At 44.1% G+C, this 16,452-nt stretch carries 21 protein-coding genes; all 21 read right to left on the bottom strand.

All coding sequences use genetic code 11. The features are described from left to right. Positions 1-36 precede the first annotated feature (36 nt). On the bottom strand, positions 37-528 hold the full coding sequence (locus BM271_RS03695; protein WP_046790273.1) for an NUDIX hydrolase: 492 nt from the start codon (positions 526-528) through the stop codon (positions 37-39). 95 nt (positions 529-623) lie between these two features. After that, positions 624-1,322 (bottom strand): zinc metallopeptidase, encoded by a 699-nt coding sequence (locus BM271_RS03690; protein ID WP_143544897.1) that lies wholly within the window; start codon positions 1,320-1,322, stop codon positions 624-626. A gap of 61 nt (positions 1,323-1,383) precedes the next feature. Next, positions 1,384-1,959 (bottom strand): DUF1405 domain-containing protein, encoded by a 576-nt coding sequence (locus BM271_RS03685; RefSeq protein ID WP_046790272.1) that lies wholly within the window; start codon positions 1,957-1,959, stop codon positions 1,384-1,386. A 49-nt stretch (positions 1,960-2,008) separates the two neighbouring features. Further along, positions 2,009-2,827 carry a menaquinol-cytochrome c reductase cytochrome b/c subunit gene (locus BM271_RS03680; protein ID WP_074924531.1) on the bottom strand — a complete coding sequence of 273 codons (819 nt, stop codon included), beginning with the start codon at positions 2,825-2,827 and terminating at the stop codon, positions 2,009-2,011. A gap of 25 nt (positions 2,828-2,852) precedes the next feature. Further along, a complete protein-coding gene (gene qcrB / locus BM271_RS03675) occupies positions 2,853-3,527 on the bottom strand; it encodes a menaquinol-cytochrome c reductase cytochrome b subunit (RefSeq protein ID WP_046790271.1) in 675 nt (224 codons plus the stop codon). 11 nt (positions 3,528-3,538) lie between these two features. After that, on the bottom strand, positions 3,539-4,039 hold the full coding sequence (locus tag BM271_RS03670; RefSeq protein ID WP_046790270.1) for a Rieske (2Fe-2S) protein: 501 nt from the start codon (positions 4,037-4,039) through the stop codon (positions 3,539-3,541). Between the two features lie 146 nt (positions 4,040-4,185). After that, positions 4,186-4,623, bottom strand: coding sequence for a DUF2487 family protein (locus tag BM271_RS03665; protein ID WP_234960402.1), 438 nt, complete (start codon positions 4,621-4,623; stop codon positions 4,186-4,188). A gap of 6 nt (positions 4,624-4,629) precedes the next feature. After that, positions 4,630-5,097, bottom strand: a complete 468-nt coding sequence (locus BM271_RS03660; protein WP_046790268.1) for a YpiB family protein — start codon at positions 5,095-5,097, stop codon at positions 4,630-4,632. Continuing rightward, on the bottom strand, positions 5,078-6,349 hold the full coding sequence (locus BM271_RS03655) for a tetratricopeptide repeat protein (protein WP_046790267.1): 1,272 nt from the start codon (positions 6,347-6,349) through the stop codon (positions 5,078-5,080). Before BM271_RS03655 ends, BM271_RS03660 begins: the two co-directional genes overlap by 20 nt. Before the next feature lie 2 nt (positions 6,350-6,351). Then, positions 6,352-7,638: a 3-phosphoshikimate 1-carboxyvinyltransferase gene (gene aroA, locus BM271_RS03650; RefSeq protein WP_046790266.1), complete on the bottom strand. Its 1,287-nt coding sequence runs from the start codon at positions 7,636-7,638 to the stop codon at positions 6,352-6,354. Next, complete coding sequence (locus BM271_RS03645) at positions 7,635-8,684, bottom strand: 3-dehydroquinate synthase (protein WP_046790265.1); 1,050 nt, start codon at positions 8,682-8,684, stop codon at positions 7,635-7,637. Before BM271_RS03645 ends, aroA begins: the two co-directional genes overlap by 4 nt. Positions 8,685-8,688: 4 nt before the next feature. Further along, positions 8,689-9,855, bottom strand: a complete 1,167-nt coding sequence (aroC, locus tag BM271_RS03640) for a chorismate synthase (RefSeq protein WP_046790264.1) — start codon at positions 9,853-9,855, stop codon at positions 8,689-8,691. Between the two features lie 71 nt (positions 9,856-9,926). After that, entirely contained in the window at positions 9,927-10,373 is a 447-nt protein-coding gene (gene ndk, locus BM271_RS03635) for a nucleoside-diphosphate kinase (RefSeq protein WP_046790263.1), read from the bottom strand. A gap of 61 nt (positions 10,374-10,434) precedes the next feature. Next, positions 10,435-11,388 (bottom strand): polyprenyl synthetase family protein, encoded by a 954-nt coding sequence (locus BM271_RS03630; protein WP_046790262.1) that lies wholly within the window; start codon positions 11,386-11,388, stop codon positions 10,435-10,437. Next, positions 11,385-12,095 (bottom strand): demethylmenaquinone methyltransferase, encoded by a 711-nt coding sequence (locus tag BM271_RS03625; protein ID WP_046790261.1) that lies wholly within the window; start codon positions 12,093-12,095, stop codon positions 11,385-11,387. Before BM271_RS03625 ends, BM271_RS03630 begins: the two co-directional genes overlap by 4 nt. An 11-nt stretch (positions 12,096-12,106) precedes the next feature. Further along, positions 12,107-12,601 (bottom strand): hypothetical protein, encoded by a 495-nt coding sequence (locus BM271_RS03620; protein ID WP_046790260.1) that lies wholly within the window; start codon positions 12,599-12,601, stop codon positions 12,107-12,109. Positions 12,602-12,662: 61 nt separating this feature from the next. Further along, positions 12,663-12,935, bottom strand: a complete 273-nt coding sequence (locus tag BM271_RS03615; RefSeq protein WP_046511638.1) for an HU family DNA-binding protein — start codon at positions 12,933-12,935, stop codon at positions 12,663-12,665. 116 nt (positions 12,936-13,051) lie between these two features. Next, the gene (locus BM271_RS03610) at positions 13,052-13,774 is read right to left on the bottom strand and encodes a hypothetical protein (protein ID WP_046790259.1); all 723 of its coding nucleotides are present in this window, start codon (positions 13,772-13,774) and stop codon (positions 13,052-13,054) included. Further along, positions 13,767-13,955: a DUF2768 domain-containing protein gene (locus BM271_RS03605; RefSeq protein WP_234960400.1), complete on the bottom strand. Its 189-nt coding sequence runs from the start codon at positions 13,953-13,955 to the stop codon at positions 13,767-13,769. Before BM271_RS03605 ends, BM271_RS03610 begins: the two co-directional genes overlap by 8 nt. Positions 13,956-13,977: 22 nt before the next feature. Next, entirely contained in the window at positions 13,978-15,036 is a 1,059-nt protein-coding gene (locus tag BM271_RS03600) for an NAD(P)H-dependent glycerol-3-phosphate dehydrogenase (protein WP_046790258.1), read from the bottom strand. A gap of 14 nt (positions 15,037-15,050) precedes the next feature. Continuing rightward, positions 15,051-16,361 (bottom strand): ribosome biogenesis GTPase Der, encoded by a 1,311-nt coding sequence (gene der / locus BM271_RS03595; RefSeq protein WP_046790257.1) that lies wholly within the window; start codon positions 16,359-16,361, stop codon positions 15,051-15,053. Positions 16,362-16,452: the final 91 nt, after the last annotated feature.

The raw sequence follows: 16,452 nt of genomic DNA, 5'->3' as shown, positions 1-16,452 counted from the left end.
ATTGATGTGGAAGTGAACTGCATGGATTAGAAAACTCTATGTGAAATCCTCGATTCTCTCATCACTGATGATGGTTTCTACATGATCCGGAAGATTCATTATCATCTCCCTGGCGACTTTTGGTCTGACATCATTTACGGATACTTTGGATAATGGCATCCAGTGGAAGGTCTCAGTCCTTCCACCGCCGATTTTATTATTACTGCGCAACTTTGTTTTCCCGTGTGATTCCATCAAATAATAGAATGTCACTTCCTGGAAATCATATTTTGTGTCATTGAACTCATAATCGAAAAAGGTTTCCACGATTGTCAGCAGCCGCTGCACGCTGTAATCGGCGTCCGTCCTTTCTTTCAGGACACGTGCTGCTGCATCCTCGCTCGTTTCGCCCAGATTTACGGGGCCCGACAGTGTGTAGAAATAACCGGTCATGTTATTGGTTGCCAAAAGTGCTCTGCCCTCTTCGATCACAATACACGCCACACGGTATCTGAATATGTTTTTTCCGGATTTGAAACCGCAGTCCATTCGAATCATCTCCTTAATTACATCTATAATCATAACAGAGAAAGTGCAGAAATAAAAAACGGATACCCCTCTGTGTGGGTACCCGTAGAATGTGATCAGTTGTTACCCCTTGCAATAAGAATGAATCTTACAAGCTCGGCAACAGCAACTGCAGTTGCTGCGACATATGTCATCGCTGCAGCATTCAGTACTTTCTTGGCATGACGGTATTCTTTTTCGTTGACGATATTGAGTGTCTCGATCTGTTTCATGGCTCTTTTAGATGCGTCGAACTCTACAGGCAGCGTAACCACCTGGAAGAGTACCGCAAATGCCATGAGTCCAATGCCGGCCCATAAAAGCATGTTTCCAAGGCCGCCGCCAACATTATTCTGAGCATACGTGATAATCATACCTGCAATAATCAGGAAGTAAGAGAAATTACTGCCTAATTGCGCCAGAGGGAAAAGCGCAGACCTGAAGTTCAGGAATGCATAACCTGTAGCATGTTGTATCGCATGTCCGACTTCGTGTGCAGCTACTGCGGTGCCTGCTACACTCGGTGTGTCATAGTTGCCAGGGGAAAGAACGAGTTTCTTGTTCTTAGGATCGTAATAATCACTGAGAAACCCTTGTCCTCTTTCAACTGAAACATCGTAAATACCATTTTCCCTGAGAATCTCCTCTGCAACCTCTCGACCAGTCAGACCACTTGTTGAACGTACTTTAGAGTACTTATTGAATGTGGATTTGACATTCATCTGAGCGAGCATTGGAACAACCATCAAAATTACAAAATAGATGATAATATACACTTGTATTCCAACCTCCAATAATTGTTCATAACTAGATTTTACTTTAAATTTGAATAGATAGTCAATCGTTAAGCTTCGGCACAAGCCGGTAAAGCATCATCAGCACAAAAACACTCAGCCAGAATGCAAAATAGCCAATGTGTTCGGCATATTGGGATAATTGGCCATATACAGGGTACTGTCCGTAGACGTAATCAATAATGTCATTGTGGAACAGCCATACTGCCGTAATATAAAAATGACTCATCTTTATTTCAAGATGCGGCAGGAATAGAATGGCCTGCACAGCCATGATGCCGTGTGATGCGATGAGCATGAGTCCGATCCATGATATGAATCCTGTCTCCATGAATGTAAGCAGGTTCATGACAACCGCCCAGACACCATATTTTATCAATGTAGTAAAAGCGAGCGCATCAATCAGCCCCCACTTTCTCCCGGCCAGGATCAGTACGATGAGTATGGATAGAAACAGTGTGGCAGTAGGGCTGTCGGGCACAAAGGGATAGAAGTACCACTCTGTCTGCGCAAGCTGTCCTCCATACCACCAATAGCCATAGAGCGTGCCTATGAAGTTCGAAATGAGAAGTATGATCAAGAATATTCTGTTGTGCATGAGTCGGATTACTGTTTCCATACAAGTTTCTCCTGTCAATAAAAAAACCCCTATCTCTAGGGGTTCTTCTTTATTCTGTGGCAGATTCTCCACCTTCGTCCTGAGTGCCTCCCATTGCTTCATCAGCGGAAGTGATTTCAAGATTAGCTACAAATTCAGAAATGCTCTGAATTTCTTCCTCTGTAAGCTGATCTTTGAAGGCAGGCATTTCACCTGTACCGTTTGTTACAAATGCATTTACTGTTTCTGCGTTCAGGTCGGGCTCAACCAGGTTCGGTCCTGAACCACCTGTGAGTTCCCCGCCGTGACAACTTGTACAGTTGGAGCGGATGAGCTCATTAAAGACAGGGTCTTCAGCATCAAGGTTCGAGAACACGATCTCACCCTGCTGGTCCTGCTGTTCCCAGTCATGATAAGCTACTGATTCCCAAGTGGTATAGAAGATGATACCGATGGACAACAGCATCATTCCAGCTGCCACGGGACGTTTTTTCCAGTGGCGCTCCTTATTGTTATCAAGCCATGGTGCAAGCAACAGGGCACCAAAAGCGATACCTGGAATGACCATTGCACCAATGATGTTGTAAGGACCGGATGCAAATGTGTATTTCAATATCTGATAAAGGAACAGGAAATACCAGTCAGGAAGCGGTATATAACCTGTATCTGTTGGATCAGCAACACGTTCAAGCGGAGCCGGATGAGCCACTGTGAGACATAGGAATCCGATGAGGAAAACTGCACCGGTAATCCATTCCTTCAGCAGGAAATCCGGATAAAACTCTTCTGTGCGACCCGGAAATTCCGAGTAGTCACGATTAAGTTTTGGTTTTTCATATTTTTGTATTCGTGAGTCGCCGACGAAAGTCAGCCCTTTTCCACGTTTCATATCAATTTACCTCCCTTGTTATTTCTTATAGTGGTCCTGCAATACCTTGTTTACGTATCATAATGAAGTGAATCGCCATTAATACAAACAGGGCCGCAGGTAAGAAGAACACGTGGATGGCAAAGAAACGTGTCAGCGTCTGAGCACCGATGATCTGTTCATCACCAGCAAGCAGAGTCTTAATCCATTCACCAACAAATGGTACACTTTCCGCAATATCCAGACCTACTTTAGTTGCGAACAGTGCTTTCATATCCCATGGAAGCAGGTATCCGGTAAATGCCAGACCAAGCATCACAGCGAATAAAAGCACTCCGACAACCCAGTTTAATTCACGTGGTGCTTTATATGCCCCGGTGAAGAATACCCTCAGAGTATGTAGGAATATCATTACTACAACCAGGCTCGCACCCCAGTGGTGCATACCTCTTACGATTACACCTGCAGCAACATCATGTTGCAGATAATAGACGGAGTTCCAGGCGTTTACAATATCAGGGACGTAATACATCGTAAGGAACATACCTGATAATATCTGAATTACCGTAATGAAAAATGTTAACCCTCCGAAACAATAGACGAAAGCAGAAAAGTGATAGGCAGGGTTAACATGCTCCGGCACTTCATGATCGGCGACATCTCTCCATATTGGAGTGATATCCATGCGATCGTCTATCCAGTCATAGATTCTATTAAGCACAGTTTTCCCTCCTATACAAGTTCATTTTCAAACATTTCACCGATTGTGATGAATCCATCAGATTCTCCGACTTCATATTGGTCAAGCGGGCCTCTCGGTGGCGTTCCCGGAATGTTCTTTCCGTTCTTCTCATAAAGTCCGTTGTGACATGGACAGAAGAATTTGTTCGGATTGGCATCATCGCCAGCCCAGGTAACTGTACAGCCCAGGTGTTTACAAATAGGTGAAAGTGCAATGATCTGGTCTCCGTCCCTGTAAACCCAGACGAAGTCCGTCACTTCACTTTTGTACCAGGCATCTTGCTGTTCATAAGAAAAGTCTACTTTCACAGGCTCTTCTGTAATCTCTTCGGCCTTGACACTTGTGGTAATCATAGAACCTTGAGCTTCGCCCTGGAACAATGGATCTAGCGCGAACCTGCCCATAGGCAGAATTGCACCTGCCGCCATGAAAGACCCCACTCCCATCAGGGAATAGTTCAGGAACTGGCGTCGTGTTACTTTTTGCGACATTAATATTTCCCCCCTCAAACGCGCGTTCTTTTACATATAAATATAACTAGGACAGTTCAATTTTAGCCTATTACCTGAAACCGGTCAATAAGGTATCGAAACTTTTGGTAAAGGGCTTCTTCTTAATGGTGTAAAAATACCTGGTTTTACTGATTCCAAATAGAAATGACCGATTTCATCACTGTTTTCACTTCATCGTTGATCATTTCCATCTTCATATCATCACTCATGTTTTCAAGCGGTATTTCATTCAGTCTGATCTTATTCATATCGCCGGGCTCTGCCTGAAGATGTGTGAGTACGATGATATTTTTAAATCCGTACTCCCTGAGCTGCGTGGTGTACATGCCGAGAAGTGAAGTATCCTCTCCCACTGTCATCATGGGAGGGGTAATGAGAAGGCGGCCTTTGAATTGTTTCTCAAGCTGTACGCAAACAATCTGAAGCAGTTCGAGGTTGCCGGCATGCACAGGCGCCTTCATATCCATATCCATGGCGGCAAAAGGGATGATGACAGTATCGATAAATTCGATTTCATCTTTTAATACTTTTAAATCTTTCTGATTATACAGCAATTCGTTCACCTGACCTTATGTTGAGTGCTTCAGCATTTCTGCAAGCCTGTAGAAAAGTTCCTGATCCTGATCATCCAGTGCCTGATCAATCTGCTTCATCATTATATCATTGGAGAGGGACTGGAGTTCTTTATCCAGGTTGTTTTCAATTTCTTTTACTTTCGCATAACGGTCATCCTGGTCCGGAAATGCAAATTCTATATAAAGCATCTCTTCCTGATTCATGTTCAGCTCGTGAAAGATGACTTCCCCATCGATTGTGACCGTATCCCCCTTCTCGAGGACGAGGGTCGGCCGATTCGTACCTGTGGTCGATATACGCAGTTTTCTTTCGATTGTCCCGTCATAGGTGAAAGAAATGTTTTTGGATACGACCGGATGGGATTTGAGGAAATTCAGGATCCACACGGCAATCCGGTCTTCAAATTCAAAGTTGTACAAAACGTAATCTATGAAATCTTTCCTATAGCTGGTCTTCCTCATTTTCCAAACGCTCCTTTTCAAACTGCCAGTCAGCATTGGTCGGATCCAGCGAAATCAATTTATCCAGAACTTCTGTTTTTGACGGGTGGCTGATTTCACTCAGATATTCATAGTAGTCTGTGTAAAATTCAAGTGATTCACCAATTAGTTTCGCAGCATCCTGATAATGCTTCAGTGCAGCTGTATCATTTTCATTTTGCTGTTCAATTTTCGCAAGCAGATATAATGATTCCCCGGAGAGTGCATGTGTATCCAGACTGCCTTCGAATGCGCTGATCTCATCAGTGCGGTCCGTCTTCAGAAGTGTCTCGAACAGCATGAGATACGCATCATCGTAATCCTGGTCAAGAGAAACAGCCTGCTTGAATGCAACTATCGCACTGTCTGCGGCACCGAGCCTGTAGTTTATACGGCCAAGGTGGAAATAGATCAGCGGGTTTGTATCATCCTGACTCAGATATTGTTCAAGCAGAGTTTTTGCAGCTTCCAGATCGTGTTCTGTTTCATGGACATTCATAAGCAATATATATGCATTGATATAATATGGTTCATTTTCAATTACTTTATCCAAAAGATTTTTCGCAGATTCATACGCCTGCAGCTGATACTCCAGCAATGCCTTTCTGTAGAAATCATCATTTGAATAAAATTTCTCGTCAACTTTGTCGAAATGGGCTTTTGCTTCTTCGAGTTCAATCTGGTTCATGTAGAGTTCTGCTGCGCGCAGATCGAAGTTGACACCATTCAGTTCCTCAATACCCTGGTCGAGCAGCGCCTGATAATACCTCAGCGCTTCCTGGAAATCCCCATCCTGGTAATAGATTTCAGCAAGGGCATAATCCAATATAGGTTCATCTTCGATTGCCTTGGCTTCATGGATCAGTCTGATGGATACATCATTCATATTGAGCTGCTGGAAGATTTCCGCTTTCAGCATGAGTACCGTTTTTGTCTTGGGGGCCTGGTTGATGAGGCTGAGCGCCTCGTCAAGTCTGCCGTCGGCAATATAGATATCGGTGAGATATGCGAGTACTTCATCGTCATGTTCGACATGGGAATGAAGATGCTGGAAAATCACTTCCGCTTCCCCAATGAACCCCGCCTGTACAAGTGTATCTCCGAGGATGAAGAGTGTCTCCAGTTCCATATCGTCATTAAGCCGGTCAAGGCCGTTCAGTACACTGGTGATTTTGTCTTCCGGGTATTTCCCTGATTTTAATTCATCTATTATTGAATAGATTTGATCCTGCATAGTTAAGCATCCTTCCGTAATGACTCCAAGTCATTTATAAATCCTGGATATGATATATCTATGGCTGAGCTGTCATCGATGTTGAGCGGTGTGTCTGAAACAATGGAGAACACAATGAGCATCATGATGATCCGATGGTCGTGATATCCTTTAACATCCGTTTCAGGTACTGAATCAATGCTACCCGGGATGACAGTGAAACCATCTTCTTTTTCTTCGAATCTGATGCCGAATTTGGACAGTTCATCGACAACTGCACGAATCCTGTCTGTTTCTTTGAATCTGAGTTCCTCCGCATCACTCACGGTGCATGGTTCACTGCTGTAGGCAGCAAGGAGTGCGAGAATTGGGATTTCATCTATGAGCCTCGGTATGATTTCTCCTGAAATATTGAAACCGCGGAGTTCAGGCGTGTAGGAGGCGGTTATATTCCCTATCGCTTCCCCGCCGCCCGGCAGTGTCTCGATGTGCATATCTGCACCCATCATCTCCAGGACTTCGAGTATACCGGATCGTGTCGGGTTCAAAGAAACATTCTCGATCGTGATCGATGCACCTGGTTTTAAAATTGCGAGGGCGATTGGAAATGCCGCAGATGAAATATCACCCGGGACGGTGACATCCGATGCTTTGAGCGTCTTTTTTCCCTCCAGGGAGATAACACCGTCCTTTGACACCAGATCTGCTCCAAACTGCTGCATCATGATTTCAGAATGATCTCTTGATGGAGAAGATTCGCGGACGACTGTCGTTCCTTCCGCAAAGAGGCCGGCAAGCAGGATTGCACTTTTTACCTGGGCACTTGCAATCGGCATATTGTAGTCGATCGCTTTCAGAGGCTTCGGGAAGATGTGTACAGGAGGATATTTTTCATCTTTAAGGCGGATATCCGCTCCCATTTCAAGAAGCGGCTTCTGTACCCGGTCCATCGGACGTTTATTGATAGAGTCATCACCGCTGAATTCCGCCCTGAGGCCCACACCGGCCAGAAGACCGATGATCAGGCGGGAGGTCGTGCCGGAATTCCCTGTGTACAGGGCCGCCGACGGTGAATGCAGATGTTCATGTCCTTTTGATTCAATGATCCATTTATCATCCAATTCAGTAATGTCTGCTCCGATGGCACGCATGATTTCCATGGTACGGTATGTGTCTTCACTTTTTAGAGGCTGTTTTATTTCTGTACGGCCCTCGGCAAGTGCAGCCAGCATAAGGGAACGGTGAGTGATGGATTTATCACCGGGGACTCTCAATGTACCTTCGAAAGTACTGTTCAAAAGTTGTCTCATAGGCTCTCCTTCAGATTTTTAATAAGTTTGATAAGCAGTTTCTGGTCAATTTCTGTAAACCGGGCTTCTCCTATACTGTCCATGACAATATATCCGATCCGGTCAGTATTCTGGTTTTTCTTGTCTTTAGTCATTAAAGAAATCATGTCTTCTGCATCGATTGTCTTTAATTCTTCTACAGGATAGCCCAATCCTTTAAAATACCCGTAGTACCGCTTCAAATCGAAAGTCTGTTCCTGATTCAGTGCATTTGATATATGGAGTGCAGCATATATGCCCAGGGTCACAGCGATGCCGTGCGGCATTTTATACCTGTATTCTATCGCATGTCCCAGAGTATGACCAAGATTGAGATGCTTCCTTACCCCGGATTCATTTTCGTCTTTGATGACATAATCCATTTTGGTTTCGATGCCTTTGATGATAAAAGGTTCAACAGTGTTGACGTCAATACCGTCCTTTGTCGCCATCATCAATGCATCCACCGTTTCCTGGTCTCTCAGCATCGCGTGTTTGATCACTTCTCCGAAACCACTGAGCATCTCTGAATCAGGGAGTGAATCGAGGAAATCCAGGTCATAGACTACACCCTTCGGCCGGTGGAAGGCTCCGATCAGGTTCTTCCCGTGCCTGCTGTTGATGGCTGTCTTACCTCCGATTGAGGAATCATGGGCGAGCAGGGTCGTCGGCACATGGATATAATCCACGCCTCTTAAAATGCTGGCTGCAGCAAACCCTCCGGCATCTCCTGCTGCGCCGCCGCCGATGATGACGATCAGGCAATTTCTCTGTATTCCCTTTTCGAGGAGAGACTCCAGAAGATTGCTGAAGGCATCGAAATATTTCGATGCCTCCCCCTGCTCCATCAAAATCGGATCTTCAATAAAAGACAGCTTCCCATTTTTGTGTAAACGATATACATTTTTATCTGCAAGGTAAAAAACCTGATTATAGCTGCTTGTATAATCTGTAAGTTTATCTTCAAGTATTCCGCGTGATACGTCTATTGCATAGTTGCCATCTTTATATTGGGTCGTGATTTTCATGAGATCAGTACTCTTTCACTCGTTTTTTATAAATTTCAACGGATTCTTTGAGTTCATCGATGTCATCGTGCGGGAATTTGTCGAGAACAGCGCGGGCAACTTCTATTGCCACCATGTGTTCACATACTATTGACGCAGCCGGTACTGCACATGCATCGCTCCGCTCAATTGTTGCTTTGAACTGTTCCTTGGAGTTGATATCGACACTGAGAAGCGGTTTATAAAGCGTCGGTATGGGTTTCATAACAGCTCTGACAACAATTGGCATCCCTGTGGTCATACCGCCCTCAAATCCTCCAAGATTATTTGTACGGCGTGTGTAGCCTTTCTCTTCATCGTAAAGGATTTCATCCTGCACCTGGGAACCCGGTGTGGAGGCAGCTTCAAAGCCGGCGCCGAATTCCACGCCTTTGAACGCATTGATGCTGACAACACTGCCTGCAATTTTTGAATCCAGTTTCCTATCATAATGGACATGACTGCCCAGGCCCGGAATCGGATTTTCCACGATCACTTCTACGATTCCGCCGATCGAGTCGCCATTCTTTTTAGTATCGTCGATCAATTGCTCGGCTTCAATGGTTTTTTCTTCGGAAACCATTCTTACTGAAGAATTATCGGCAAATGCGCGGATATCTTCCAGATTATACTGTCCTTCGTCCTTTACACTGCCAATCTGATTCACACGGCTGGTGATGCGGATATCAAGGGCATGGAGAAGTTCTTTGCACAGTGCGCCTACAGCAACCCGGGCTGCCGTCTCACGTGCAGAAGAGCGTTCCAGTACATTTCTGAGATCACGCATATTATATTTCATGCCGCCGACCAGGTCGGCATGTCCCGGACGTGGTTTAGTAATGACGCGTTTTATGGATTCCTGCTCTTCCGGTGTAAGCGGGTCGCTGCCCATGATCTTACTCCAATGCTTGAAGTCATCGTTATTTATTTCAATCATGATCGGGCTGCCCAGAGTTTTAGCATGCCGGATTCCGCTGCCGAACAGGAAAGTATCTTTTTCAATCTGCATTCTCCGGCCGCGTCCATATCCGCCCTGCCGTTTAATCAGTTCTTTTGTCATTCTCTCTTTGTCAATTTCCAGATTTGCCGGAAATCCTTCTACGATTGCCGAAAGCTTTGGTCCGTGTGATTCGCCTGCTGTTAAAAATCTCATTTTATGCACCTACCTATTTATTGATATTAAAAAAAGCTGAGTTTAGACACCCAGCTTATGACGCTCAAATTCTAGTATATCCAGGAGCTGTTGATTAAGTCGTAATCAAGTACTTCTGATTCGTCGAAGAAAAGACCAATTTCTCTTTCAGCGCTTTCTGGTGAATCTGAGCCGTGGATGATATTTTTACCGACTGTAAGGCCGAAATCTCCACGGATAGTACCAGGTGCGGCCTGTTGCGGATTTGTTGCACCAACTACGAGACGAGCTGTATCGATGACGTTCTCACCTTCAAGCACCATTGCAAAAACAGGTCCTGAAGTGATGAAGCCAACCAATTCACCGAAGAAAGGTTTATCCTGGTGTTCCTGGTAATGTGTTTTGGCAAGGTCTTCTGATACATGCATAAGTTTTGCACCTGCAAGTTTAAAACCTTTATTCTCCAAACGTTCTACAATTGGTCCAACAAGATTTCTTTGTACGCCATCAGGCTTAATCATTAAAAATGTCTTTTCCATTTCAAGTCTCCTTTAGATGATTTCCATACTATTCTAACATTTTCAAATTTGATATTTCAATTCAATTTAGACGGTTTGCAAGTTTTTCTGCAATTTGGAGCAGATAAGTGCGGACAGGCTCATCGATTTCACTGATAGAGGCCTTTGCCTCTTCAATATGCTCCGTGCTGATCTGGATCGATTTTTCTATTGAATCGGAATGGAGCAGATCTTGTATCAAGGAGTCTAAAATCGTTCTGTCATCATGAAAAGCTTTCAGCTTCTCTTTGAATTCATGATCAGAGTCTCTCAGCAGCAGTACCGGGAGTGTGTAATGCCCATTTTCCAAGTCTGAGAATTTGGGTTTCCCCAAACTCTTCTCATCTCCGGTAAAGTCCAGGCAATCGTCGATAATCTGAAAGCTCATACCGATATGATAGCCATATTTCAGAAGAGCCGATAGTTCTCCATCCGGAACTTGTGCGGCATATGCACCCATCTTGATGCTGAGTTCAATAAGCAGAGCGGTTTTTCTATAGATTTTCTGATAATAATCATCAAGTGTCTGATCTGCATTGAACTGGTGATCAAACTGGAAAAGTTCTCCGCTTACAATATCCTTCATTGCAATTGAAAAAGCTTCATGAAGCTGCTTATGTTCGATGGTGCTTACGAGCTCCAACGATGTTGAAAGCAGATAATTACCTGTATTTACGGCCTGAAGGTAGCCATGCTCATAATAGACAGTCCCCTGCCCCCGCCTGAGTTTGCTGTCGTCTACGATATCATCGTGCACCAGACTTGCCATATGGATCAATTCGAGACTTGCACCGGCTCTTATGACATCATCGTGTTTACTCTGATCACCGAGCCGGCCGACGAGGAGTGTAAATGTCGGGCGGATCTTCTTGCCTCCGGATTGAAACAGGTTATAACTGCTGTCATTGACAATAATGCCATTTGGATTGAGACTCTCTTTTATCAGGTTACCCACTTCTTCAAAGTCCGATGCCAGAAATTCTTTATGTTTAATCAAACAGATCCCACCTGTCCCAGAGGCTTGTAGGCAATATGTGTTGCGGCTGTGCCTAAAGTATGGGATAAGATTTTAACATTGGTGAAGCCTGCAACAGTAATCATATCTTTAAGCTCCGGCTTTGTCAGAAAGGAGTTTGTGGATTCATAGAGCCACTCGTATTCTTTCGTCCTGCCGGCAATTACTCCGCTCAGCTTCGGCATTATTTTTCCAAAGTAAAAATCAAATCCTGTATTTACAATGATGTTTTCCGGTGTGGAAGTTTCCAGGACAACCAATACCCCGCCCGGTTTCAATACTCTGTAAAACTCCTCAACCGCCTGTTTATAATCAGGAAGGTTACGGAGTCCGAAGCCAATTGTGAGAAAGTTGAAACTGTCATCCTCAAAAGGGAGATCCATTGCATTTCCCTGCAACAGATTGATATTGCTATAATCTTCAACTTTGCTCTTTGCGACTTCAAGCATATTCTCACTGAAGTCAAGGCCGGTGACATTTGCTCCCGGCGCTTTTTCCGCAAGCTGAATTGTCCAATCACCGGTGCCGCAGCATACATCCAGAACTTCATGTCCGTTTTTGACGAACATTTCTTTCATTGTCCTGTTCCTCCATGCAGTATGCTGATTCAGACTGATGATGTTATTCATATGATCGTAATCATCAGATATAGCATTGAATATTGTTTGTACTTTTGTCTCTTTGTCCATTAGATTCACCTTTACTCATGGGTTATGTACGGGAGTGAAGTGATGTCTGTCGCTTTTACCTGTTCATCAATCAATGCTTCCAACCCCACATCTGTATATCCGTGTTCAACGAGGTAGAGCATCGGAGCATAGAGCAGCCATTTCACTTCAGCAGCGCCAGGCATTTCACCTGAAACAGCAAGATGGGATTTTCTTGAACTGAGCTGTTTTGAGAGGTTCATCATGTCCCGGAGTACAGAATAGCTCCTGCCCTTTGCAAGATACATATAGAACCTGCTGAACAGATAATCACCTGCCAGCACATGGAGCTCCCTGTCTTCATCTTCAGGTGTATTGTCCAGAAAATTAAGTGCCGTATTAAAAAGAAGAACGCCATCATTTACATGGCTGCCGCGCAGGACATTGCCCTTTTCCGAGAAGAAGTCAAAAAAAGGATTATTATGTATGTTGAGAATCCATGCGCCATCTCCCAGGCCAATTTCAAGTTCTTTCTTAAGAGCATCCATGAAAATATCACCTTATAAATTAATAGACCTAACCAAAGTAAGTTAGGCCTAAAGTAGTCAATTATTTTACTGCATCTTTAAGAGCTTTACCTGCTTTAAATGCTGGTACTTTAGATGCTGCAATCTCAATTTCTTCACCAGATTGTGGATTGCGTCCTTTTCTAGCAGAGCGTTCACGCACTTCGAAGTTACCGAAGCCGATCAGCTGTACTTTTTCACCTTTTTTCAAAGATTCCTGGATTGTGTTAAATACTGCATCTACTGCAGCACCTGCTTCTTTTTTTGTAAGATCAGCATCGTCGCTGACCGCATTAATCAAATCTGTCTTGTTCACCAGATCCACCTCCTTATATGACTATAATGATAAGTGTTTTTATCATTATGTTTTGACTTTAACACAGTGGTCTTTGCACTGCAACGGATTTCACTGTTTTATTGGCAAAAAATCCTTTACTGGCCGCTTTTGTGGCGACTTGTCATGAAGATTGGCTGGTTTTTTTCATCCACTGTTATTTCCGGAGAATAAATGGGAACTATTGGTGTATATTCATACAATACATGCCTGATATCCTCACCTGTTTCGAATTGCAGATTATTCTCACTGATAATCCGGCCGATCTCTTCACGGTAGTCCACCACAAATTCCTGACCACCGTTGTAATAGACGTTCAGTGCAGAACCGGAATACGGACTTGTTACAGTCGGATTGTCGGACAGCTTGTAAAATCCGAGGTCCAACTGATAGACATTAGGTCCGATTTCATCACCCAGATGCACATATTCCCCCATGGCATCCAGTCTGATCGTAAGCGAACGGATCTCTCCCGTTATGCCGAGATCTGCAAGCTTAACTTTCGGATCGTTTTCTGCATCGATGATCACATATTGATAACTGCCCCCGGCTTCGTACGAATTTTCAGGGCGCTCATCCAGATAATTTGGAACAAGCATTTCAAAATCGATCTGATATTCCAGATACTCCCTTTGGTTTTCCATCGTTTTGATCGGCAACATGCCTCCCGAATCTTCCTGGTACTTCTCCACCGCATTCTGAACCATCTCTACCTGAGCCTCTCCCGGTATTTGATTTCCAGCTTTCTCAGATTCAGGGTATAGACATCCGGACATCAGCAATGTAGCTATTAAAAGAAATGAAATCTTAAAACTACGCATGGGTGCTGCCTCCGAGAACAGGAATCATAAGCAGGAAAGCGGCAATCAGGAGAATCCATGCCACCAGAGAAATAAAAATACTTAGAAATCTGTTTTTTACAACGTATCGTGCGACATAAATCAGTACAGCGGCAAGAGCCATTGCACCTATTGAATAAAATGAAATCCACATGAGATTCATTCTGGATATATCAAACATTGTATCACTCTCTTGTCCAATCTTTGTATTGCTTTTCAAGCAGATCTTCCAGCTTGTCTGTTTCCCCTGTCTTCTCACGCATCATCAGTGCATAGAAGGCTTCGTCTTCGGTGATGCCATGGAACAGATATTTATACAGCACTTCAGTGATGGGCATTTCTACACCGTATTCCTTGGATAATTCATATGCTGCTTTTGTTGTGTTCACACCTTCGACTACCATGCCCATCTCTTCCTGTGCTTCATCGACACTTTTGCCTTCGGCGAGCATGATTCCACAGCGGTAGTTTCTTGAATGCATACTTGTTGCTGTAACAATCAGGTCTCCCATACCTGTAAGCCCCAGGAATGTCAGAGGGTTTGCTCCCATCCTTGTGCCCAGACGGGTGATTTCCTGCAGACCGCGGGTAATAAGTGCAGCTTTTGCATTATCTCCGAATTCAAGACCGTGAAGCACACCGATGGCAAGTGCAATGATGTTTTTCAATGCGCCGCCGATCTCCACTCCTGTCATATCATCATTCCTGTATACCCGGAAGTATTTATTCATGAAGATATCCTGGACTACCTGCAGGCTGTCAGGATTTTTACAGGCGGCACTAACTGTCGTAGGGGACTTCAATGCGACTTCCTCAGCATGGCTCGGCCCGCTGAGTACACATACATCAGTCATCGTTTCATCAGTCATCTCTTCTGAAATGACGTCGGATACACGCATATGGGTACCGAGTTCCAGTCCTTTTGCCACATGGACGATCACAACTTTTTTATTTAAATCCCTAAGTATTTCATTCAGCTTCCCGGAAACTGTCCGGATTGCTTTTACCGGCACAGCCAGGACAATAAGTTCTCCGTGTACTGCAGCTTTTTTCAGATCTGAAGTTGCAAGGATTTCCTCATTCAAATCGATATTTTTCAAAAAACGATGGTTAGTATGTTCCTGACTGATTTCTGAAACAACTTCCTGGTTCCGTCCGTACATGAGTACATCATGACCATTATCCTTAAGCACCATTGCCAGGCTGGTGCCGAAGCTGCCGGTGCCGATTACAGAAATATTCATAGATTTGCACCCTCCTAGTTACGTTTTCTGCTTACAATATGAATCGGTGTTCCTGTGAAATCAAATGCATTCCTCAGCTGATTCTCCAGATACCTGCGATAGCTGAAATGCATCAGTTCAATATCATTTACAAATAACACGAATGTTGGCGGAGCGACGCCAACCTGTGTGCCGTAAAATATGTTCAGCCTGCGCCCTTTGTCTGTCGGTGTCGGATTCATGCTGACACTGTCAACAAGCACTTCGTTGAGTGTGCTGGACTGCACCCTTTTCTTATGGGAGTCATTTACGAGCCGGATCAGCGGGAACAGCGTCGTCAGGCGTGACTTGGTGACAGCCGAAACAAATGTGATCGGTGCATAATCCAGAAACTGAAATTCATTCCTTATTTTATCCTCGAATTTTTTCATCGTCTTGTCGTCTTTTTCAACAGCATCCCATTTGTTTACCACAATGATGACTGCACGTCCCGCCTCATGGGCAAGGCCTGCAATACGTTTATCCTGCTCAAGTATACCTTCTTCACCGTCGATCACAACCAGCACAACATCGGAACGTTCTATGGCCCTGTTTGCCCTCAAAACAGAATATTTTTCAGTGGCTTCATATACTTTCCCTTTTTTTCGCATACCAGCAGTATCTATCAGGGTATAGTCTTCACCATCGTAAGTGTATGCTGTATCAATTGCATCCCGGGTCGTTCCGGCAATATCAGAGACAATGACTCTCTCCTCGCCGAGAATAGCATTCACGAGGCTCGATTTGCCGACGTTCGGCCGTCCGATCAGTGATACTTTGATGGAAGTATCCATTTCTTCTTCCTCTTCCAGAATTCTGAAATGGTTTACTGCTTCATCCAGAACGTCTCCAAGTCCCAGGCCATGTGATCCCGAAACCGGATAAGGATCGCCTAGACCGAGTTGATAAAACTCATAAATATCGTTTCTCATTTCGAAGTTGTCAATTTTATTTACAGCAAGCACTACCGGCTTTTTAGATTTCTGTAAAATACGTGCAACAAAAAGATCATCCTCCGTTACACCTTCCCTGCCGTTTGTAATCATCAGAATGACATCCGCTTCAAGGATTGCTATTTCAGCCTGCAGCTTGATCTGTTCCTGGAAAGGTTCATCTTTAATTTCTATTCCGCCTGTATCAATTACGTTGAATTCGTAATTTAACCAGTCGCCAGCAGCATAGAGCCTGTCTCTGGTCACACCAGGAGTATCTTCCACAATTGCTTTTCTTTCACCGATAATTCTATTGAACAGTGTGGATTTACCGACATTCGGCCGCCCTACCACTGCAATGGTTGGTTTGTACATAGGTTCCCTCCTATTTTAAATATATTTTAACACAAAAATAAAATAAAGAGCGATAGACATCGCTCTTTATAGAATCAAAATCATGTCATTT

Origin of the sequence: Salinicoccus halodurans, from assembly GCF_900114445.1 — a bacterium.
In the GTDB taxonomy this organism is placed as follows: Bacteria; Bacillota; Bacilli; order Staphylococcales; family Salinicoccaceae; genus Salinicoccus; species Salinicoccus halodurans.
Note: the sequence above shows the minus strand (reverse complement) of the source record. Positions and strands in the feature narration are given on the sequence as shown.